This is a genomic window from Pseudomonas sp. S2_A10 (genome assembly GCF_054668465.1).
In genome coordinates this window covers 2,851,062-2,873,553 of the sequence record NZ_CP162773.1, presented here as the reverse complement: position 1 = coordinate 2,873,553, position 22,492 = coordinate 2,851,062, and the positions used below count along the sequence as shown (strand labels likewise).

Here is a 22,492-nt window from a genome sequence, read left to right as displayed (position 1 = left end):
ACTTTTCCTACGAGCATTAAGGCAATTACGTATTTACTGCCAGAGGCACGGTGCCTACCGTCGCGTACTGACCAGTGTCTGCGTGGGCCACCGGTTTTGCCGTACGTATTGGATTGAGCTCAATGCGACCAGAAAGTCCCGGGATAGGGACCCTGACGCATTGCACAACACTAAAAAGAGGGAGCGTCATGCGCCATACCTTGATTTTTTCCGCACTGTTGGGCGCCGGCCTGTTGGCCGCCACGTCTGCAAGCTACGCCGCCAGCGACAGCCTGGTGTTTTGCTCGGAAGGCAGCCCGGCGGGTTTCGATACCGCGCAATACACGACGGCCACCGACAACGACGCCGCCGAGCCGCTGTACAACCGCCTGGTGGAGTTCGAAAAAGGCGCGACCAATGTCGTACCCGGTCTGGCAACCAAGTGGGACATTTCCGAAGATGGCCTGAAATACACCTTTCACCTGCGTGAAGGCGTGAAATTTCACACAACCCCTTACTTCAAGCCGAGCCGCGATTTCAACGCCGACGACGTGCTGTTCACGTTCAATCGCATGCTCGATGCGCAACAGCCGTTCCGCAAGGCCTATCCCACCGAGTTTCCGTACTTCAACGGGATGAGCCTGAACAAGAACATCGCCAAGGTCGAGAAGACCGGGCCGCTGACCGTGGAGTTCACGCTCAACAGTGTTGACGCCGCGTTCATCCAGAACATCGCCATGAGCTTCGCCGCCATTCTGTCTGCCGAATACGCCGACAAACTGCTGGCCGACGGCAAGCCGAGCGACATCAACCAGAAGCCGATCGGCACCGGGCCGTTCGTGTTCAAGAGCTACCAGAAAGACTCGAACATCCGTTACACCGGTAACCCGCAGTACTGGGATCCGAGCCGGGTCAAGCTGAAGAACCTGATTTTCGCGATCAACACCGACGCCTCGGTACGTGTGCAGAAGCTCAAGGCCAACGAGTGCCAGATCACCCTGCACCCGCGCCCCGCCGATGTTGAAGCGCTGAAGGCCGACCCGAAATTGCAACTGATTTCCAAGCCGGGCTTCAACCTCGGCTACATCGCCTACAACGTGCGCCACAAGCCGTTCGATCAACTCGAAGTGCGTCAGGCACTGGACATGGCGGTGAATAAACAGGGAATTCTCAACGCTGTTTATCAAGGCGCCGGCCAACTGGCCGTCAACGCCATGCCGCCGACCCAGTGGTCCTACGATGACACGATCAAGGACGCCGCCTACAACCCGGAAAAAGCCAAGGAACTGCTCAAGGCTGCCGGCGTGAAAGAAGGCACCGAGATCACCCTGTGGGCAATGCCGGTGCAGCGTCCGTACAACCCGAACGCCAAACTGATGGCCGAAATGCTCCAGTCCGACTGGGCCAAGATCGGTCTGAAAGTGAAGATCGTCAGTTACGAATGGGGCGAGTACATCAAGCGCACCAAGAACGGCGAGCACGACGTCAGCCTGATTGGCTGGACCGGTGACAACGGGGATCCGGACAACTGGCTGGGCACGCTGTACAGCTGTGACGCCATCGGCGGCAACAACTACTCCATGTGGTGCGATCCGGCTTACGACAAGCTGATCAAACAGGCCAAGGTCGTCACCGACCGCGACCAGCGCACCGTGCTTTATAAACAGGCCCAGCAATTGCTTAAACAGCAAGTGCCGATCACGCCTGTCGCCCACTCGACGGTCAACCAGCCGTTAAGCACCCGGGTCGAAGGATTCAAAGTCAGCCCGTTCGGCCGCAACGTGTTCTCGGGTGTCAGTATCGATTAACCCAACCGATTAGCCGCAATGCTGAGGGGAGCCGTCTACTCCCCTCACGCAAGCGCTTTGCCTAAATTCGCCAATCCGGCTTTTTGCAAACGTTTGCGATGTGTGAACGAGTTCTAAACCAATAACCGGCATACCAAAAAAAGCCGGGATAAAAAGAAAGTAAAGGAGCTTCACCCATGAAACTGAGCAGCACCGCGATACTGGCTCTGGCCATCAGCAGCATCACCGCCACGGCTTATGCGGAAACCCAGAGCCAGGCGTTCACCCCGGTGACCGTCAACACCAAAAGCGCCCAGGCTGAGGCCACTGGGTTCGTCGAAGGACAGTCGATCACCGGTACGACACGTAACTGGTACGCCAACGAGCAACTGAAGCGCGGCGGCAAATTCTCCTATAAAAAAAATGGTTCTCCGGCCGAAACTGACCGTCGGATCAACTGGGTGCAAGGGACCATCGTCAAGTACAACTCGGGTTTCACCGAGGGCACTGTAGGTATCAGCACCGAAGTTGCGGCATATAATGCAATTGCGCTTGAACGTGATCGTGAAAATCTGGCTTCCGGAAATGGCGGCGCCCCAAAGACGGGCGTGGGATCGGGTAACAACCGCACCCTGACGCACAAGAATAACGGTGAAGCCGTAGATCAGTGGAGCAAGGTAGGCCTTGCCAACATCAAGGCGCGCGTTTCCAACACCACTCTGACTGCCGGTCGTATGAGCTTCAGCAGCCCGCAGGTCGACGTGATCGGCAACCGTGCACTGCCTTCGAGCTTCGAGGGTGTCTCCCTGCACAGTGAAGAGTTGAACAATCTGTCCTTCGACTTGGCCACTTTTGATCGCGTCTCGCCACGATCGGAACAAAGCCTGCAGAAATTCCGCGCCGAGTATGCCAACGGCCGTGTCGAATCCGACAAGGTCAACACCGCCGGTATCAGCTATCAGCCGCTCGAAAGTCTGAAAACCAGTCTATGGGGCACGCAAGTTGAAGATCTGTGGAACCAGTACTACTTCGGCGCCACCCATGAACTGGGTGACAGCAGCGTCCTCGCCCTGACTACCGGTTTCAACTACTACAAAACCGTCGACGAAGGTAAGAAGCTGCTGGGCGACATCGACAACGACACCTACTCGCTGTCGTTCGGACTGACCCACCAAGCGCATAACCTGACCTTCTCCTACCAGCAAGTAAACGGTAACGAGTACTTCGATTACCTGCACGAGACTAACGGTATCTACCTAGCCAACTCCCTGCTGTCGGACTTCAACGGCCCGAACGAGAAATCCTTCCAGGTTTCATACGCCATCAATATGGCCGAGTACGGTGTGCCGGGCCTGAAATTCAACATCTATCAAGCTCGCGGCTGGGGAATCGATGGCACGCACTACAACGGCAACAAAGGCGTTGAAGGCAAAGGCTACGACGGCATCCAGGAACAGGATGGCGAGCACCACTATGAATACGGCATCGGTGCGACCTATGCGGTACAAAGCGGTCCTCTGAAAGCCACCACGATTCGCGGCACCTACACAGCCCACCGTGCGAGCGAGTTCCAATCGGACGGCAGCATCAACGAGTTCCGTCTCGTAACCACCATCCCGTTCAACATTCTGTAAAAACGCCAACCGACGGCTGACTCATGATGAGTCGGCCGTTCGGTTTTCTGTCTTCAACCGATTGCAGAGGGTTATCGATGAAAATGCTTCCCCTACGTGCGGCCATCGCGGCTGCGTTGCTGAGTGTCGCTGTCGGCGCCTCGGCCAAACCCTTGGTGGTCTGCACCGAAGCCAGCCCGGAAGGCTTCGATATGGTCCAGTACACAACTGCAGTCACGGCGGACGCTGTGGCCGAAACCATCTTCAACCGCCTGGCCGATTTCAAACCCGGCACCACCGAGGTGATCCCGGCGCTCGCCGAGTCTTGGGACATCAGCGAAGACGGCCTGACCTACACGTTCCACCTGCGCAAAGGCGTCAAGTTTCACACCACCGAATATTTCAAGCCGACCCGCGACATGAATGCCGACGACGTGGTCTGGAGCTTCCAGCGTCAGCTGGACCCGAATCACCCGTGGCACAAACTGTCGAGCGTAGGCTTCCCGTACTTTGAAAGCATGGGCTTCAAGGAACTGCTGAAAAGCGTAGAAAAAATCGACGACAATACGGTCAAGTTCACCCTGACCCGTCGCGAAGCGCCGTTCCTGGCCGACATCGCCATGGCGTTCTCGTCGATCTACCCGGCCGAATACGCCGACCAGTTGCTCAAGGCCAACAAGACCGGCGATCTGAACAACAAGCCGATCGGCACCGGCCCGTTCATCTTCCAGCGCTACGCCAAGGATGCGCAGGTGCGCTTCAAGGCCAACCCGGATTATTTCCGTGGCAAGCCACCGGCCGACGCGTTGATCCTGGCGATCGCCACCGACAACAACGTGCGCCTGCAAAAGCTCAAGGCCAACGAGTGCCAGGTCGCGCTGTATCCGAAACCGGATGACATCCCGAGCATCAAGAAAGACAGCAACCTGAAAGTCGACGAGCTGGACGCGATGACCGTTTCGTACATCGCCATGAACACCCAGCACAAGTACATGAGCGACGTACGCGTGCGCAAAGCCATCGACATCGCGTTCGACAAGGAAGCCTACGTCAACGCGCTGTTCGGCAAGGGTAACGCGTCGGTGGCGGTCAACCCTTACCCGCCGACCCTGCTCGGCTACAACCATGATCTGAAAAACCCGCCACGCGACCTCGACAAGGCGCGCGCGCTGCTCAAGGAAGCCGGGGTTCCGGAAGGCACCACCTTCACCCTGTTCACCCGCAACGGCGGCGGTCCGACCAACCCCAACCCGATGCTCGGTGCGCAGATGATGCAGGCTGACCTGGCGAAAGTCGGGATCAAGATCGACATCCGCGTGATGGAATGGGGCGAAATGCTCAAGCGCGCCAAGGCCGGCGAGCACGACATGGTCTCGGCCGGATGGGCGGGCGACAACGGCGACCCGGATAACTTCCTGACGCCTATGCTCAGTTGCGAGGCCGCCAAGAACGGCGAAAACTACGCACGCTGGTGCAACGAGAAATTCCAGGCACTGCTGGATGAAGCGCGGGCTAAAGTAGATCCGGCCGAACGCGCCGCGCTCTACGAACAGGCTCAAGTGCTGTTTAATCAGGACCAGCCATGGATCAGCATGGCCCATACTCGGATGTTCACTGCAATGCGCAACAATGTAGAGGGCTACCACATCAGCCCTCTCACCACTAATAACTTCGCCACCACCCAGGTGAAGTAGATAAGAAACGCCCGGCGTCCCTTACCTGAGGGACGCCGGACACGCCTAACCGGCTGATGAGGTACCACACAAGATGTTTAGTTTTATTGCCCGCCGACTGGGGTTGTTGATCCCCACGTTTTTCGGCATCACCTTGCTGACTTTCGCGTTGATTCGCATGATTCCGGGCGACCCCGTGGAAGTGATGATGGGCGAACGTCGGGTCGACCCCGAAATGCACGCTCAGGCAATGGAACGCCTGGGGCTGAACAAGCCGCTGTATGCCCAGTATCTGGACTACATCGGCAAACTGGCCCAGGGCGATCTCGGTGAGTCGTTGCGTACCCGTGAAAGCGTGTGGACCGAGTTCACCTCTCTTTTCCCGGCGACCCTGGAACTGTCCATGGCCGCCCTGCTGTTCGCTGGCATCCTCGGGCTTCTGGCCGGGGTGATCGCGGCACTCAAACGAGGATCGCTGTTCGACCACGGGGTGATGGGCATCTCCCTCGCGGGCTATTCGATGCCGATCTTCTGGTGGGGCCTGATCCTGATCATGTTCTTCTCGGTGAGCCTGGGCTGGACCCCGGTGTCCGGGCGCATCGACCTGCTGTATGACATCGAGCCGAAAACCGGCTTCATGCTGATCGACACGCTGCTGGCCGATGACGTCGGCGCGTTCTTCGACGCCCTGCACCACCTGATCCTGCCGGCCATCGTGCTCGGTACCATTCCGCTGGCGGTAATCGCGCGGATGACCCGTTCGTCGATGCTCGAAGTGCTGCGCGAAGACTACATCCGCACCGCCAAGGCCAAAGGCCTGTCGCCGTCGCGCGTGGTGTTCGTGCACGGTCTGCGCAATGCGCTGATTCCGGTGCTGACCGTGGTCGGCCTGCAGGTCGGCACGCTGCTGGCCGGTGCGGTCCTGACCGAAACCATCTTCTCCTGGCCCGGCATCGGTAAATGGCTGATCGAAGCCATCGGCGCCCGAGACTACCCGGTGGTGCAAAACGGCATCCTGTTAATCGCCTGCCTGGTGATTCTGGTCAACTTCGTGGTGGACATCCTCTACGGCTTTGCCAACCCACGCATCCGTCATCAGCGCTGAGGTCAATACCCATGAGCACTCCAACATCCTCAGTAGCCACCGCCACGTCCGCCGTGGATCAAAGCCTGCTGTACCCGTCGCCGTACAAAGAATTCTGGCAAGCGTTCTCGAAGAACAAGGGCGCCGTTGCCGGCCTGCTGTTCATGCTGCTGATCATCTTCTGCGCGATCTTCGCGCCGTGGGTCGCGCCGCATAACCCGAGCGAGCAATACCGTGACTTCCTGCTGACGCCGCCGGCGTGGCTCGAAGGCGGGCAGATGCAGTTCCTGCTCGGCACCGACGAACTCGGCCGTGACCTGCTGTCGCGTCTGATCCAGGGCTCGCGCCTGTCGCTGCTGATCGGCTTGTCGTCGGTGGTGATGTCGCTGATTCCGGGGATCCTGCTGGGTCTGTTTGCCGGTTTCTTCCCGAAAGTGGTCGGCCCGACCATCATGCGTCTGATGGACATCATGCTGGCCCTGCCGTCGCTGCTGCTGGCCGTGGCAATCGTCGCCATCCTCGGCCCTGGCCTGATCAACACCGTGATCGCGATTGCCGTGGTTTCCCTGCCGTCCTACGTGCGTCTGACCCGTGCCGCCGTCATGGGCGAACTGAACCGCGACTACGTCACCGCCGCGCGTCTGGCCGGTGCCGGTCTGCCGCGTCTGATGTTCATCACCGTGCTGCCCAACTGCATGGCGCCGCTGATCGTGCAGGCAACCCTGAGCTTCTCCTCGGCGATTCTCGATGCCGCCGCACTGGGCTTCCTCGGCCTCGGCGTACAACCGCCAACCCCTGAGTGGGGCACCATGCTGGCCTCGGCCCGCGACTACATCGAACGCGCCTGGTGGGTGGTGAGCCTGCCTGGTCTGACCATTTTGCTCAGCGTGCTGGCAATCAACTTGATGGGCGACGGCCTGCGCGATGCGCTGGACCCGAAACTCAAGAACGCCGCCTGAGGAGATTCAAATGTCACTGCTAGAAATCAAGAATCTCAACGTCCGCTTCGGCGACAAGACCGCGACCCCGGTGGTCGACGGCCTCGACCTGAAAGTCGACAAAGGCGAAGTGCTGGCCATCGTTGGCGAGTCGGGTTCGGGTAAATCCGTGACCATGATGGCGCTGATGGGCCTGATCGAGCACCCCGGCATCGTCACCGCTGACTCGCTCAGCTTCGACGGCAAGGACATGCTCAAACTGAGCAACCGTCAGCGTCGGCAGATCGTCGGCAAAGACCTGTCGATGGTCTTCCAGGACCCGATGACCGCGCTGAACCCGAGCTACACCGTCGGTTTTCAGATCGAAGAAGTGCTGCGCCTGCACCTGAAAATGTCCGGCAAGCAAGCGCGCAAGCGTGCCATCGAACTGCTGGAAAAGGTCGAGATCCCGGGCGCCGCCAGCCGTATGGACGCCTACCCGCATCAACTGTCTGGCGGTATGAGCCAGCGTGTCGCGATCGCCATGGCGATTGCCGGCGAGCCGAAACTGTTGATCGCCGACGAACCGACCACCGCGCTGGACGTAACGATTCAGGCGCAGATCATGGATCTGCTGCTGGCGTTGCAGAAAGAACAGAACATGGGCCTGGTGCTGATCACTCACGACCTCGCGGTCGTGGCGGAAACTGCCCAGCGCGTCTGCGTGATGTACGCCGGTCAAGCCGTGGAAGTCGGTCAGGTGCCGCAACTGTTCGACATCCCGGCGCACCCGTACAGCGAAGCGCTGCTCAAGGCGATTCCCGAGCACAGCCTCGGCGCCTCACGCCTGTCGACCCTGCCGGGCATCGTTCCGGGCCGTTACGACCGACCGCAGGGTTGCCTGCTGTCGCCGCGCTGCCCGTATGTGCAGGACAACTGCCGCACCCAGCGTCCGGGCCTTGATCCGAAAGCCAACAGCCTCGCCCGCTGCTTCTACCCGCTGAACCAGGAGGTGGCGTAATGGCCGTCGTACTTACCGCCCGCGACCTGACCCGTCACTACGAAGTCTCCCGTGGCCTGTTCAAGGGCCACGCCACCGTGCGCGCGCTCAACGGCGTGTCGTTCGAACTGGAAGCCGGCAAGACCCTCGCCGTAGTGGGTGAGTCGGGCTGCGGCAAATCCACCCTCGCCCGCGCCCTGACGCTGATCGAAGAGCCGTCGTCGGGTTCGCTGCAGATCGCCGGCCAGGAAGTCGCCGGCGCCGACAAGGCCGAGCGCAAGCAACTGCGCAAAGACGTGCAGATGGTGTTTCAGAGCCCGTATGCGTCGTTGAACCCACGGCAGAAAATCGGTGATCAATTGGCCGAGCCGTTGCTGATCAACACCAAGCTGTCGGCCAGCGAACGTCGCGAGAAAGTCCAGGCGATGATGAAGCAGGTCGGCTTGCGGCCCGAGCATTACCAGCGCTATCCGCACATGTTCTCCGGCGGTCAGCGCCAGCGTATCGCTCTGGCGCGGGCAATGATGCTGCAACCGAAAGTGCTGGTCGCGGACGAACCGACTTCGGCACTGGACGTATCGATTCAGGCCCAAGTGCTGAACCTGTTCATGGATTTGCAGCAGGAGTTCAACACCGCCTACGTGTTCATCTCGCACAACCTCGCGGTGGTCCAGCACGTGGCCGATGACGTGATGGTGATGTACCTCGGCCGCCCGGTGGAATTGGGTCCGAAGAACGACATCTACGAACGCCCGCTGCACCCTTACACCCAGGCGCTGCTGTCGGCGACCCCGACCATCCACCCGGACCCGAACAAGCCGAAAATCAAGATCGTCGGCGAACTGCCCAACCCGCTGAACCCGCCACCGGGCTGTGCTTTCCACAAGCGCTGCCCGTATGCGACCGAGCGCTGCAGCACGGAAGAACCACTGTTGCGTGAGCTGGATAATCGGCAGGTGGCTTGCCACTACGCCGAGCAGTTTCTCGACGGCGCGGCGTAGGCCCACGAAATATCTCATGTGGGAGCGAGCCTGCTCGCGAAGGCGTCATTTCGGTCAACATCATCGGTGACTGATTAACCGCTTTCGCGAGCAGGCTCGCTCCCACAGGGAATTCGTGTTGATTCAAGAGTTCACGCGATAACAAAACCCCCTCCACCTCGATTGCGCATCAGTCGAGGCAGAAGGGGTTTTTCTTTGGCCGGCGATCTATGTCTGGCTATCGCCTTCGTCACCCGGATCATCGGTGTCCGGCTCGTCGGTCGTCGAGTCATCATCTTCGGCGCTGCCACCCTGATTCATATCCCCCGGCTCCGACTCGGATTTGGCCAGCATCAGCCCGCTATGCCCGACCTGCCCATTGAACGCCTGAGATTCGTGATCCTCGCACTCGGCCCAGGCCGTTGCCGTGCCGAGGGACAGCATCACCATCACTTTCAACAACATCAAAACCCGTAGCAATCTGCTTTTCATGGCCGACTCCATCCTGTTGCGCTAAGACATGCTTGCCGGACTGGCTCCGTGTGAAATCTAGTCGCGATCCGACCGGCTCACCACTTAGGACGCGGCGGTGCGGGGAGAAATGCCCTCGATGCACAGATTGCTTTCGAATAACCCCGATAACCGATACTGCTAAGCGCCGCGTGTGGCCTGCCAGGTCAGTGGAATGGACATCAGCACCAGCAGCGCACTCATCAGCCAGACGCTGTGCCCGCCAAACTGGCCATACAGCTGACCGCTGAGCACCGGCGACAACAACGCGCTGGCACTCCAGCTCATGAAGAACAGCCCGAAGTACTGACCGCTCTTGCCGCTCTGCGCAAAGTGCATCGCCAGCACATTCAGTGGAGGCATGAACAGCGCCTCGCCCAGCGTCCAGATCAGCGTCGACAGACAGACAAAAGCCAAGCCGGAACCGAACGGCAACATGCCCAGCCCACAGGCCAACAGGACACTGCCAACGAGCATCTGCCAACGCGAGCCCCAACGCTCGACCGCGTGCGATAGCGGGATTTGTAAAGCGATCACCAACAGCGCATTGAGCCCGAACTGCCAGCCGATCGCCTCTGTGCTCAGGTGGTAGTAATCACGCAGATAATTGCCCAGCGTGCTGTAGACCGTGTCGAACGCGATGCCGAGCACGGCCGTCGCCGCCAGCAACCAGAGGAACGGCTTGTCGCGAAGCGGCACGCTCGAGCCATCGGCGGATTCGTCTCCAACCACCAGCACCGGCCGCCGCCACGTTGTGCGCGCGAACCACAGCAACGCCAGCATCGTCATCGCCGCACTGGCAAAAAACACCCAACGAAAATCCGCTTGCGCCAACACCCCACCCGCCACCCCGGCAGCGGCCATGCCGAGATTACGCGCGACCCGACTCAGGGCCTGCGCACGCGAGCGTTGCGCGACTTCGCAATACTCCATGATCAGCCGCTGATGCAACGTCCGAATCGCGCCGTCGATGACACCGCTAAGCAATAGCAAACCGGCGAGCCAAGGCACCTGCGTCACCAGCCCCAACAGCATCAGCACCCACACCGAAACGAAAAACAGCGCCGCCGTCAGCCGCGCCGTGCGCACGTGATCACTGAGCCAGCCACCGAGCATCGAACCGACCAACAACCCAGCGCCATAGGCCGACAGCAACCAGCCGACGGTTTCAATCGCCAGCCCCAGTTCCTGACGCAGGTACAGCGCCATGAACAACTTGACCATGGCGCTGAGGCGGTTGATGAACAACAGAGCCGCGAGGACCCAGGCCATGGGGGTGAAATAGCCTTTAAGAAGCAACAGGGGATTCAGCCGACTTGTCACTCCATTGACCTCTTCGAACGACTTGCAGGGATTGAAACACTAACGATCAACACGGCGGTTGTCGCACACCTGCACACCAAAACCAGGAAAAAAAGGATTCGCCCTACAACCTGCTGTAGGACATGCCGCAGGCTGAGAACTTTTGACCTTGCTTTTCAAGCTCGCACTCTCCAACAGCCGAGCTGGATTGATTGCATCAAACAGAAAATCGTCGGCTCGCAGATCGCCTTCGCGAGCAGGCTCACTCCCACAATTGGAGTGGGGACGACCTCAAGAAACAGGCCGGCTGTCAGGCCGCCATCGCGAGCAGGCTCACTCCTACAATTTGACCGCGTACCTCCTCAGAAACAGGCCGGCTGTCAGGCCGCTTTCGCGAGCAGGCTCGCTCCCACAATTGGATTGGGGACGACCTCAAGAAACAGGCCGGCTGTCAGGCCGCTTTCGCAAGCACGCTCGCTCCCACAAAAAAGCAAAGCAGCGCAGCTGCACGCGGCAAAGCCGCCCCACTCAAAACAATGAGCGCAAGCTCGAGTGCCTTTGATCTTGCTTTTGATCCACGGGCGACGTCGGAAGGCTGAGTGGAGGGATTGATCCGGGCGAGGGAGCGCAGCGACCGTTCGACGAAGTCGAACACAGCGGAAGGAGGTGCAGCGAAGCAAACCGTAGCCGCTGCGCCCGGATCAGTCCCGGAGCGAAGGAACCCGAGCCTGCGAGGGCCGAACGCAGGAGCAAGCCTTTTCGGTTACCTTTTCGGCGTTTGGAAAAGGTGACTCGCCGTAAGGGCGAAACCGCCAGCCGCAGCCCCCGCAGCAACGGATATTCACCCAAAACCCCAACAGCCTGGTCGGCCCAAAGGCCGCCAAGACCAAAACCGGCAGCCCATAAAAAAGCCCCCAAGGCCTACACCTCAGGGGCTTTCAATGATGCTCACGCGTCGCGCGGAATAAAGTGATCGGCTCATATGAGCACTCGACCTTGTATTCCTCTTTCAAACGGCTGGCGACCACATTGAACTGCAGCACAGACGCGACGCTGAGCATGATGTCGTTGCTGCGCTCCGGGAAGAACCCCTGCGTCGCGCCGTCTTCCGCCAACTGCTGCAGACCCTGACGCAACTGCCTGGAGACGCAACGATGTTATAAGGCATAGGCCCTGAAGTCGTTGCTGTCGCGAATCAGTAATTGCATCAGCCTGGGATGGATGAACAGCTTTTCCTTACCGACCTGCACTTCTTGCAGAACGCCAATGGCGACCAGCTCTTTGAGGTAGCGGGAGGCGGCTTGACGCTGGGCAATCTGTTTATCAACGACGTTGCTGATGCGGCAGTAGGGTTGCTCGAAAATGACGTCCACCAGCTCGCGGGAATATGTTTTTGGTAGTTGCTCTCGAACAAACTGGGTGGTGTGCTCGGACAGGCTGCGGATGGCGGCGATTTTGGCGCTGGTCCAGCGGGCGGTTTCCTCCACAGCGCTGAGCATGTAAAGCAGCCAGGGTTCCCATGCTTGCTCGCGAGTGACATCGAGCAGCAATCGATAGTACTCGGCGCGGTGCGCGATGATGTAACGGCTGAGGTAAAGGATCGGCAGGTTCAGCAAACCTTCTTGAATGAGGTACAGAGTATTGAGCACTCGTCCGGTACGGCCGTTGCCATCGGTAAACGGGTGAATCGCCTCGAACTGGTAATGCCCAACGGCCATACGCACCAGTGGATCCAGATCCGTCTCGTTGTGCAGAAAGCGTTCCCAATTAGCGAGCAGATCACGCAGGTGATCCTCACCTTCGGGAGGTGTGTAGATGATCTCACCTGTACGGTCGTTGGCTAACTGAGTACCGGGCACACGGCGTATGTCCATATCCACACCTTTGAGAGTGCGACAAATCTCGACTGCCGTACCAGTGGAAAGTGGGCGTTCGGCCAAAGACTGGAAGCCATGATGGAGAGCCTTGCGATAGCGCAGAGCTTCTTTAGTAGCGGGGTCGGCGTGATTTTCGCCATCATGGGCGTGCTGAAAGAGCAAATCCGTGGTGGTGACTATGCTTTCGATTTCGGAGCTGTCCTTCGCTTCCAGCAATGGGATGGTGTTGATTAACACCGTTTGGTTCGGAATGAGCTCGGCTGCCTGCTTCAACTCCGCAAGCGCTGTGCGGGCCTCGATGCAGCGCTTGAGCACTGCTCGAGTCTCCAGCTCTGCTTTGGGTGGTAAGGTCGGAAGCTGGTTATACGGCTTGTCCGCCGTCCAAGGAAGTGCGTGTATGGTCATGGATGAAGGGCCTGATCCTTGGGATAAACATTAAGGTAAGGACACCTGTATGCGCCCCCTTATGGCGTCAGTGTAAACATGTGCGCTCTACGTGTCGCTTTTTTGAGATTTTGACGACACGTCATGATCTCATGTCGCTGACGACGACATGTGCGCATGTCGTGTCTTCAAAATGGATTTCAAGCGACGTATTGTTCTCCAACCCAGCGCACGTTATGAAGACAGACCATGCTCGGCCCAAAAGCCAAGACCAAAACCGGCAGCCCATAAAAAAGCCCCCAAGGCCTACACCTCAGGGGCTTTCAGAAAAACACCTCAAACCTTAATGATGCTCCCGCGTCGCGCGGAATTTCACATCCGGCCAGCGCTCTTCCATCAACGCCAGATTCACCCGCGTCGGCGCCAGGTAAGTCAGGTGACCACCGCCATCGAGCGCGAGGTTCTCCACCGCCTTGTTGGAAAACTCCTCAAGCTTCTTCTTGTCGTCGCACTCGATCCAGCGCGCCGAATACACAGTGATCGGCTCATACGAGCACTCGACCTTGTATTCCTCTTTCAAACGGCTGGCGACCACATCGAACTGCAGCACACCGACGGCGCCGAGAATGATGTCGTTGCTGCGCTCGGGGAAGAACACCTGCGTCGCGCCCTCTTCCGCCAACTGCTGCAGGCCCTGACGTAACTGCTTGGATTTCAGCGGATCACGCAGACGCACGCGACGGAACAGTTCCGGGGCGAAGTGCGGAATACCGGTGAAACCGAGGACTTCGCCTTCGCTGAAGGTGTCGCCGATCTGGATCGTACCGTGGTTGTGCAGACCGATGATGTCTCCAGCGTAGGCTTCTTCGAGCTGTTCACGCTCGGAAGAGAAGAACGTCAGGGCGTCGCCGATGCGCACGTCCTTGCCGGTACGCACGTGGCGCATCTTCATGCCTTTTTCGTACTTGCCGGAGCAGATACGCATGAAGGCGATGCGGTCGCGGTGTTTCGGGTCCATGTTCGCCTGGATCTTGAAGATGAAGCCCGAGAACTTCTCTTCCACCGGCTCGACAGTACGCTCATTGGCCACACGGGCCAGCGGACGCGGCGCCCAATCGACGACAGCATCGAGCACGTGGTCGACACCGAAGTTACCCAGCGCGGTACCGAAGAACACCGGGGTCAGTTGGCCGTCGAGGAATTCCTGCTGGTTGAATTCGTGGCAGGCGCCCTGCACCAGTTCCAGCTGTTCGATGAAGCGCTCGTACTCATCGCCCAGGTGCGCGCGCGCCTCGTCGGAGTCGAGCTTCTCGATGATCTTGGTTTCGGTGCGCTCGTGACCGTGACCGGCGGTGTAGACGATGATGTAGTCGTCGGCCAGGTGATACACGCCCTTGAAATCGCGGTAGCAACCGATCGGCCAGGTGATCGGCGCAGCCTTGATCTTCAGAACGGCTTCGATCTCGTCGAGCAGTTCGATCGGGTCGCGAATGTCACGGTCGAGTTTGTTGATGAAGCTGACGATCGGCGTGTCACGCAGACGGCAGACGTCCATCAGCGCAATGGTCCGTGGCTCTACACCCTTACCGCCGTCGAGCACCATCAAGGCCGAGTCCACCGCTGTCAGGGTGCGGTAGGTGTCTTCGGAGAAGTCTTCGTGGCCCGGGGTGTCGAGCAGGTTGATCATGTGTTCGCGATAGGGGAACTGCATGACCGACGTGGTAATGGAAATACCCCGCTGCTTCTCCATCTCCATCCAGTCGGATGTCGCATGGCGATCGGATTTACGGGATTTCACCGTACCGGCCACTGCAATCGCCTTGCCCATCAACAGGAGCTTCTCGGTGATCGTGGTTTTACCGGCATCGGGGTGGGAAATAATGGCGAAAGTGCGGCGTTTCGCGACTTCGGCGGCCTGTTGGGTCATGGGAAATCGCCTGGCGGTGATTCAAAAAAGGGCGGCGAGTATAGCTTAAAAAGTGATCGCCGAACCACCGTCCCTCGGCCGCGCAAAACCCCGTAGGAGCTGCCGAAGGCTGCGATCTTTTGATCTTGTTTTCAGCAGCAAAGTCAAAAGATCGCAGCCTTCGGCAGCTCCAACAGGGTGGCCAAATAGTGTCTAACGTGGGAACCTTTTAAAGCACGGAGACGTCCATCCCCTGTTACGAACTTTCGTCAGGGGCTGAAAAATCAGCAAGTTAGCCTGACGAGGCTGCGCTCATGGCTCGCTTTCAGACCGCTTTGCCGGCTCTGAAAAACGGCTACTTTTCGCGAACGACGCTCCCGGCAGCCAAGGCTTGGCATGCCACACGGGACTGCGCTCGCCGACTACAAAAAAGGAGTCCGCCTGTGGCTATCCGCTATGGCAAAGGGCTGATGGGAGGTGCGGTGGTGATCGCGCTCCTGGCCCTGCTGGTCCACTGGATCGGCATCAACACGATCGAACACTACCGCGACGATTTGTTGTTTTACCTGCAAGCTCATCTGATTCTCGTCCTCGCTTCCATGCTGGCCGCCCTTGTTGTGGGCATTCCCGCCGGTATCTTCCTCAGCCGCCCGAGCATGGTCGGCCGCGCCGAACGCTTCATGCAAATCTTCAATATCGGCAATACCGTGCCACCGCTGGCCGTGCTCGCGATTGCGCTGGGCATCCTCGGCATCGGCAGTGGTCCGGCAATCTTCGCCCTGTTCCTCGCCTCGCTGTTGCCGATCGTGCGCAACACCTATGAAGGCCTGAAAAATGTTCAGGGCTCGCTGAAGGAAGCCGCTGTCGGCATCGGCATGACCCCGCGCCAAGTGCTGTGGAAAGTCGAATTGCCCAACGCCGTGCCGATCATCGTCGGTGGCGTGCGGGTCGCACTGGCGATCAACGTCGGTACCGCGCCGCTGGCGTTCCTGATCGGCGCCAACAGCCTCGGCAGCCTGATCTTCCCCGGCATCGCCCTGAACAATCAGCCACAACTGCTGCTCGGCGCCGCGTGCACCGCGCTGTTGGCGCTGTTGCTCGATGGCGTGGTCACCCTCGCCAGCCGCCTATGGCTGGAACGCGGTCTGCGCCCGTCTTAAGGCTTTGCGAAGGAATATTTATGAAACGACTTAGCTTGATCTTAGGCTGTGTCCTGCTGTTCGCAGGAATCGCGCAAGCCGCTGAAAAACCGGTCATCCGCCTCGGCGCCCGGGTCTTCACCGAGCAGACCCTGCTCGCCGAAATCACCGCGCAATACCTGCGCAGCAAAGGCTACGACGCGCAAATCACCGGCGGTCTGGGCAGCAACCTCGCGCGCAGCGCCCACGAAAGTGGCCAATTGGACCTGCTCTGGGAATACACCGGCGTGTCGCTGGTGGCCTATAACCACGTCACTGAAAAACTCGACAGCGCGCAGTCCTACGCCCGGGTCAGAGAGCTCGACGCGAAGAAAGGCCTGATCTGGCTGACGCCGTCGAAATTCAGCAACACCTACGCCCTCGCTCTGCCGAAAAAAATCGCCGAGCAATATCCGCAGATCGGCAACATCAGCCAGCTCAACGAAGTGCTGCGCGCCGAGGCCAAGACCAACCACTTGGTGGCGCTGGACACCGAGTTCGCCAACCGCTCCGACGGTCTCGACGGCATGGTCAAGCTCTACGACATGAACCTGACCCGCAAGAACATCCGGCAGATGGACGCCGGCCTGGTCTACACCGCGCTGCGTAACGGTCAGGTGTTTGCCGGTCTGGTCTACACCACCGATGGCCGCCTCAACGCCTTCGGCCTGAAATTGCTGGAGGACGACAAGCATTACTTCCCCGACTACACCGCCGCTCCCGTGGTGCGTCAGGCCACGCTGGACGCCAACCCGAAACTGGCCGAACAACTCAAGCCGCTGGCCGAACTGTTCGACGACGAAACCATGCGCCAACTCAACGCGCGGGTCGATGTCGATCATGAAAGCCCATCGTCCATTGCCGCCGATTTCCTGCGCCAGCATCCACTGAATTAAGAGAGGAGAAGTCATGGAATTTCTGAACGCCTTTTCCCATCTCGACTGGCAGCAGGTGATGCACCTGACCTGGCAGCACATCACTCTGGTCGGCATCGCCGTGACCCTGGCGATCGTCATCGGCGTGCCGCTGGGCATCCTGATGACACGCTTTCCCACCCTCGCCGGCCCGCTGCAAGCCAGTGCCACGGTGCTGCTGACCGTGCCGTCGATCGCCCTGTTCGGTCTGCTGCTGCCGTTCTATTCCAAGTTCGGCCAGGGCCTGGGGCCGCTGCCGGCGATCACCGCCGTGTTCCTTTATTCGCTGCTGCCGATCATGCGCAACACCTACCTCGCCCTGACCGGCGTTGAACCGGGCATCCGCGAAGCCGCGCGCGGCATCGGCATGACCTTCGGCCAGCGCCTGCGCATGGTCGAACTGCCGATTGCGGTGCCAGTGATCCTCGCTGGCGTGCGCACCGCCGTGGTGATGAACATCGGCGTGATGACCATCGCCGCGACCATCGGCGCCGGCGGCCTCGGTGTGTTGATCCTCGCCTCCATCAGCCGCAGTGACATGTCGATGCTTATCGTCGGCGCGCTGCTGGTCAGTCTTCTGGCGATTTTCGCCGATCTCGTTTTGCAGTGGCTGCAACGCTCGCTGACTCCAAAAGGACTCCTGAAATGATCGAACTTCAAAACCTCAGCAAAACTTTCCAAAGCAACGGCAAAGATGTCAAAGCCGTGGACTCGGTAAGCCTGACCGTCAATGAAGGCGAGATCTGCGTGTTCCTCGGGCCATCGGGTTGCGGCAAAAGCACCACGCTGAAAATGATCAACCGCCTGATCAAACCGACCTCGGGCAAGATCCTCATCAACGGTGAAGACACCACCGATCTCGACGAGGTGACCCTGCGCCGCAACATCGGCTATGTGATCCAGCAGATCGGTCTGTTCCCGAACATGACCATTGAAGAGAACATCGTCGTGGTGCCGAAACTGCTCGGCTGGGACAAACAGAAATGCCACGACCGCGCCCGCGAACTGATGAGCATGATCAAGCTTGAGCCCAAGCAGTATCTGCATCGCTACCCGCGTGAATTGTCCGGTGGTCAGCAACAGCGTATCGGCGTGATCCGCGCCTTGGCCGCTGATGCGCCGCTGCTGTTGATGGACGAGCCGTTCGGCGCGGTCGACCCGATCAACCGCGAGATGATCCAGAACGAATTCTTCGAAATGCAGCGCGCGCTGAACAAGACCGTGATCATGGTCAGCCACGACATCGACGAAGCGATCAAGCTGGGCGACAAGATCGCCATTTTCCGCGCCGGCAAACTGCTGCAGATCGACCACCCGGACACCCTGCTCGCGCATCCGGCGGATGATTTCGTCAGCAATTTCGTCGGTCAGGACAGCACGCTCAAACGCCTGCTGTTGGTGAAAGCCGAAGACGCGGCGGACAACGCGCCGTCGGTCAGCCCGGAAACGCCAGTGGCCGATGCGCTGGAATTGATGGACGAGCACGACCGTCGCTACGTGGTGGTCACCTGCGCCGAGAACAAGGCGCTGGGGTACGTGCGCCGTCGCGACCTGCATCGTCAGACCGGCACCTGCGCGCAGTTCCTGCGTGAGTTCAACGCCACCGCAGCGTACGACGAGCACCTGCGCATCCTGTTGTCGCGCATGTACGAGTTCAACCGCGCCTGGCTGCCGGTGATGGATGCCGAACGGGTATTCCTCGGTGAAGTGACGCAGGAGTCGATTGCGGCATACCTGAGTTCGGGACGTTCACGGGGGATGAAGACCAGTATCGTCTCGCCGGCTGAGACCGTGGTCGCGTAAACCATCTACGCGGTTGAAACCCGATCCCTGTGGGAGCGAGCCTGCTCGCGAAAGCGCAATATCAGTCGACGCTGATGGCGGCTGTGAAAATGCCTTCGCGAGCAGGCTCGCTCCCACAGGATCTACGTAATTTTGTTGATCTTCACTGGGTGACAAAGAATCTCAACAGCCTCTCCTGCAAGAGCGTCGTCAATTCAGCTTCTTCAAGGTTCAAATCCCCCTTCAAAAGACTCTCTCGCTGCCAACGTCGCCGATGTTGCCGCCATCACACTTACCAACGATCTAGCCGACAAAAGCCACGAACGTGCAGGTATTTTTAACACTCGAAAATTCGCCGGGAACATCTGCCCGTCATCTCGGTCGGGTAGAAGGAGTGATGAACGCGACGCACGTCAGAAGCGTGCAAAAACGCGACATTTTTAGTTGATCTCGCGCCCCTCACGCCCTAAAGTTCGCGCCGAACGTCCATGCTGGAAACGATCCATCCGGCTCAAGTACTGACGACGAGACAGCAAGGCCAAGGGATAGCTGCACATCTCTGGGCCTTTTTGCTTTCGGCGGCAATGCCTTGGGAAGTAGGCGAACCAAAGTGGGGATACGGAGGGCGTTCATGCACCCATTGTTTTTACGAGTTTGCCCATAGGAGCACCCAGCATGTCGATCCAGGTCGAAGACTATTTCGCGCGCGCTACATTCGACAAAATGAAGGCGTTCGCCGACAAACAGGAAACCCCGTTCGTGGTGATCGACACCGCGATGATCGCCCAGGCCTACGATGACCTGCGCGCCGGTTTCGAATTCGCCAAGGTCTACTACGCGGTCAAGGCCAACCCCGCCGTCGAGATCATCGACCTGCTCAAAGACAAGGGTTCGAGCTTCGACATCGCCTCGATCTACGAGCTGGACAAAGTCATGGATCGCGGCGTCAGCCCGGACCGTATCAGCTACGGCAACACCATCAAGAAATCCAAGGACATCCGCTACTTCTATGAGAAGGGCGTGCGTCTGTTCTCCACCGACTCCGAAGCCGACCTGCGCAACATCGCCAAGGCTGCACCGGGTTCGAAAGTCTATGTGCGCATCCTCACTGAAGGCTCGACCACTGCTGACTGGCCGCTGTCGCGCAAGTTCGGCTGCCAGACCGACATGGCCATGGACTTGCTGATCCTCGCTCGCGACCTCGGTCTGGTGCCGTACGGCATCTCGTTCCACGTCGGCTCGCAACAGCGCGACATCAGCGTCTGGGACGCGGCGATCGCCAAGGTCAAAGTAATTTTCGAGCGTCTGAAAGAAGAAGACGGCATTCACCTGAAGCTGATCAACATGGGCGGCGGCTTCCCGGCCAACTACATCACCCGCACCAACAGCCTGGAAACCTACGCCGAAGAGATTATTCGCTTCCTCAAGGAAGATTTCGGTGACGACCTGCCGGAAATCATCCTCGAGCCGGGCCGTTCGCTGATTGCCAACGCCGGTATTCTGGTCAGCGAAGTGGTGTTGGTTGCGCGCAAGTCGCGCACTGCTGTCGAGCGTTGGGTTTACACGGATGTGGGCAAGTTCTCCGGCCTGATCGAAACCATGGACGAAGCGATCAAGTTCCCGATCTGGACCGAGAAGAAAGGCGAGATGGAAGAAGTCGTCATCGCCGGCCCGACCTGCGACAGCGCCGACATCATGTACGAGAACTACAAGTATGGCCTGCCGCTGAACCTGGCGATTGGTGATCGTCTGTACTGGTTGTCGACCGGTGCGTATACCACCAGCTACAGCGCGGTCGAGTTCAATGGCTTCCCGCCGCTGAAGTCGTTTTACGTTTAAGAGGCAGCGGCAAGTTTCTAGCTGCTAGCTGCAAGTGAAAAGCCCATGACGTGTCATGGGCTTTTTTGTGTCTGTGCGTTCGACTTGAAGTTTTGCGGGGTACTTGAAACCGAGGCCCCTCACCCCAGCCCTCTCCCAAGGGAGAGGGAGCCAACCGAGGTGTAGCGCATCATGCACCGACCAGAAGGATCGAGTCGATTATGGATTCGGCAAAGCACTTTCAGGTCGGCGTACCTCTTAAACATCCCCCAATCAGTCCCCTCTCCCCTCCGGGAGAGGGTTAGGGTGAGGGCTTGCGAATTCAGACGCGCTGCAATTCTGCATAGCGAAGCGAGAACCGAGCAGCCATCCCCTGGATTTTTGGATCTGTAGCACTTAACAGCGTTTCACTCGCCACCCGCAGGAAATTCAGATTGCCCCCGGCCAAGGCTTTCTCAAGCCAAACAACCGCTTCATCAACCCGCCCCTCAGCCGCCAACACCGCCGCATAACTGAACTGCCCACGAAAATCCCCTCCCTCAGCCGAACGCCGATACCAGTCACGCGCCGCCAGCGGATCCGCCGGACACACCTGCCCTTCCTCCAGATAGCGCCCCAGCAGGTTCATCGATTTCGCGTGCCCCAACTCAGCCGCGCGCCGATACAACGCCAGCGCATGCTGATGATCAACCGTCACCCCGCGCCCGGTGGCCAGTAGATTGGCCAGGTTGTACATCGCCCAGTCCAGCCCCGCCTCGGCAGCGATTCGATAATGCTGCGCCGCGACCGAGGCATCCGCCGCACAACCCCAACCATGCTCATGACAACGCCCGAGCATGTTGCGCGCCATCAGATGCCCGCGACCGGCGGCGATGCCGAACCAGCGCAATGCAAGCGGTTGATCCTGCGCGATGCCCTGACCGTCCAGCAGGATCTGCCCAAGCAGCGCCTGCGCTTCAACCTCGCCCTCGCCCGCCGCCAGCAAAATCGCCTGCGCAGCGCGGGCCGGGCTTTCTTCAAGCATTGCCGTCAACCCGGCGGCGTCGAGAACTTCCTCGCGGCGCAACTGGAAACTCATACCTCGACCCAGCGCCGCAGCAAGTTGTGATATGTGCCAGTGAGACGGATCAGCGAAGGGTGATCGGGAACGTCCTGGGTCAGCTGCTGAATCGCCCCGTCCATTTCGAACAGCAACGCGCGCTGGCTGTCTTCGCGCACCAGGCTCTGCGTCCAGAAAAACGACGCATAGCGCGCACCACGTGTGACCGCATTGACCTTGTGCAAACTGGTGCCCGGATACAACACCATGTCACCGGCCGGCAGCTTCACGCGCTGGGTGCCGTAGGTGTCCTGAATCTCCAGTTCGCCGCCGTCGTAATCTTCCGGCTCGCTGAAAAACAGCGTCGCCGACAAATCGGTGCGCACCCGCTCGATGCTGCCCTTGGGCTGGCGCACGGCATTGTCGATGTGGAAATCAAAACTGCCGCCGGCCGTGTAGCAATTCACCAACGGCGGGAAGACCTTGTGCGGCAGTGCGGCAGACATGAACAGCGGATTCTTCCACAGCCGCTCCAGCATCGCCGCGCCGATTTCCTTGGCCAGCGGGTGGCCTTCGGGCAGTTGCAGATTGTGCTTGGCCTTGGCCGACTGGAAGCCGGCGGTGATCTTGCCGTCGGCCCAATCCGCTTGCTCCAGGGCCAGGCGGATGCGCTGCACTTCATCTTTTGCGAACAGCCCGGGAATGTGCAGCAGCATGGCGATGTCACCTGATGGCAAGAAGGCGGCAAT

At 59.3% G+C, this 22,492-nt stretch carries 18 protein-coding genes and 1 pseudogene; 12 read left to right on the top strand and 7 right to left on the bottom strand.

Annotated features, from left to right (window positions below; translation table 11 throughout):
- Positions 1-188 precede the first annotated feature (188 nt).
- From AB4N41_RS12880 to AB4N41_RS12850, 7 genes are all read left to right on the top strand, one after another.
- Positions 189-1,787 (top strand): ABC transporter substrate-binding protein, encoded by a 1,599-nt coding sequence (locus tag AB4N41_RS12880; protein WP_122707559.1) that lies wholly within the window; start codon positions 189-191, stop codon positions 1,785-1,787.
- Between the two features lie 176 nt (positions 1,788-1,963).
- Positions 1,964-3,400 (top strand): OprD family porin, encoded by a 1,437-nt coding sequence (locus AB4N41_RS12875; protein ID WP_056782911.1) that lies wholly within the window; start codon positions 1,964-1,966, stop codon positions 3,398-3,400.
- A gap of 77 nt (positions 3,401-3,477) precedes the next feature.
- A complete protein-coding gene (locus AB4N41_RS12870; protein ID WP_252877444.1) occupies positions 3,478-5,073 on the top strand; it encodes an ABC transporter substrate-binding protein in 1,596 nt (531 codons plus the stop codon).
- Between the two features lie 73 nt (positions 5,074-5,146).
- On the top strand, positions 5,147-6,157 hold the full coding sequence (locus AB4N41_RS12865) for an ABC transporter permease subunit (protein WP_016771720.1): 1,011 nt from the start codon (positions 5,147-5,149) through the stop codon (positions 6,155-6,157).
- An 11-nt stretch (positions 6,158-6,168) separates the two neighbouring features.
- Complete coding sequence (locus AB4N41_RS12860; RefSeq protein WP_016771721.1) at positions 6,169-7,095, top strand: ABC transporter permease subunit; 927 nt, start codon at positions 6,169-6,171, stop codon at positions 7,093-7,095.
- Positions 7,096-7,105: 10 nt separating this feature from the next.
- A complete protein-coding gene (locus AB4N41_RS12855) occupies positions 7,106-8,074 on the top strand; it encodes an ABC transporter ATP-binding protein (protein WP_016771722.1) in 969 nt (322 codons plus the stop codon).
- Positions 8,074-9,054 (top strand): peptide ABC transporter ATP-binding protein, encoded by a 981-nt coding sequence (locus AB4N41_RS12850; RefSeq protein ID WP_041477953.1) that lies wholly within the window; start codon positions 8,074-8,076, stop codon positions 9,052-9,054. The genes AB4N41_RS12855 and AB4N41_RS12850 overlap by 1 nt, the downstream gene beginning before the upstream one ends.
- Positions 9,055-9,261: 207 nt before the next feature.
- Here the strand turns inward: AB4N41_RS12850 and AB4N41_RS12845 are convergent, their stop codons facing one another.
- The 5 genes and pseudogenes from AB4N41_RS12845 to AB4N41_RS12825 all read right to left on the bottom strand — a co-directional run bounded on the left by AB4N41_RS12845 (position 9,262) and on the right by AB4N41_RS12825 (position 15,033).
- On the bottom strand, positions 9,262-9,525 hold the full coding sequence (locus AB4N41_RS12845) for a hypothetical protein (RefSeq protein WP_056782908.1): 264 nt from the start codon (positions 9,523-9,525) through the stop codon (positions 9,262-9,264).
- 159 nt (positions 9,526-9,684) lie between these two features.
- The gene (locus AB4N41_RS12840) at positions 9,685-10,815 is read right to left on the bottom strand and encodes an MFS transporter (RefSeq protein WP_252877443.1); all 1,131 of its coding nucleotides are present in this window, start codon (positions 10,813-10,815) and stop codon (positions 9,685-9,687) included.
- A gap of 986 nt (positions 10,816-11,801) precedes the next feature.
- A pseudogene (gene prfC / locus AB4N41_RS12835) lies at positions 11,802-11,990 on the bottom strand (peptide chain release factor 3); the annotation flags it as partial.
- Between the two features lie 12 nt (positions 11,991-12,002).
- The gene (fic, locus tag AB4N41_RS12830) at positions 12,003-13,127 is read right to left on the bottom strand and encodes a protein adenylyltransferase Fic (RefSeq protein WP_252868795.1); all 1,125 of its coding nucleotides are present in this window, start codon (positions 13,125-13,127) and stop codon (positions 12,003-12,005) included.
- Between the two features lie 322 nt (positions 13,128-13,449).
- The gene (locus AB4N41_RS12825; protein WP_016771727.1) at positions 13,450-15,033 is read right to left on the bottom strand and encodes a peptide chain release factor 3; all 1,584 of its coding nucleotides are present in this window, start codon (positions 15,031-15,033) and stop codon (positions 13,450-13,452) included.
- A gap of 449 nt (positions 15,034-15,482) precedes the next feature.
- Here AB4N41_RS12825 and AB4N41_RS12820 point away from each other — a divergent pair, with 449 nt between their 5' ends.
- The 5 genes from AB4N41_RS12820 to AB4N41_RS12800 all read left to right on the top strand — a co-directional run bounded on the left by AB4N41_RS12820 (position 15,483) and on the right by AB4N41_RS12800 (position 20,725).
- Complete coding sequence (locus AB4N41_RS12820; protein WP_166554532.1) at positions 15,483-16,172, top strand: ABC transporter permease; 690 nt, start codon at positions 15,483-15,485, stop codon at positions 16,170-16,172.
- Positions 16,173-16,192: 20 nt separating this feature from the next.
- Positions 16,193-17,086, top strand: coding sequence for a glycine betaine ABC transporter substrate-binding protein (locus AB4N41_RS12815; protein ID WP_252877442.1), 894 nt, complete (start codon positions 16,193-16,195; stop codon positions 17,084-17,086).
- A 13-nt stretch (positions 17,087-17,099) separates the two neighbouring features.
- A complete protein-coding gene (locus AB4N41_RS12810; protein WP_024011588.1) occupies positions 17,100-17,753 on the top strand; it encodes an ABC transporter permease in 654 nt (217 codons plus the stop codon).
- The gene (locus AB4N41_RS12805) at positions 17,750-18,907 is read left to right on the top strand and encodes an osmoprotectant ABC transporter ATP-binding protein OsmV (RefSeq protein ID WP_016771732.1); all 1,158 of its coding nucleotides are present in this window, start codon (positions 17,750-17,752) and stop codon (positions 18,905-18,907) included. Before AB4N41_RS12810 ends, AB4N41_RS12805 begins: the two co-directional genes overlap by 4 nt.
- 654 nt (positions 18,908-19,561) lie before the next feature.
- On the top strand, positions 19,562-20,725 hold the full coding sequence (locus AB4N41_RS12800; RefSeq protein WP_016771733.1) for a type III PLP-dependent enzyme: 1,164 nt from the start codon (positions 19,562-19,564) through the stop codon (positions 20,723-20,725).
- Between the two features lie 301 nt (positions 20,726-21,026).
- Here the strand turns inward: AB4N41_RS12800 and AB4N41_RS12795 are convergent, their stop codons facing one another.
- Both AB4N41_RS12795 and AB4N41_RS12790 read right to left on the bottom strand, forming a co-directional pair.
- Entirely contained in the window at positions 21,027-21,782 is a 756-nt protein-coding gene (locus AB4N41_RS12795; protein ID WP_252877441.1) for a tetratricopeptide repeat protein, read from the bottom strand.
- On the bottom strand, positions 21,779-22,459 hold the full coding sequence (locus tag AB4N41_RS12790) for a Fe2+-dependent dioxygenase (RefSeq protein WP_122601831.1): 681 nt from the start codon (positions 22,457-22,459) through the stop codon (positions 21,779-21,781). The genes AB4N41_RS12795 and AB4N41_RS12790 overlap by 4 nt, the downstream gene beginning before the upstream one ends.
- Positions 22,460-22,492: the final 33 nt, after the last annotated feature.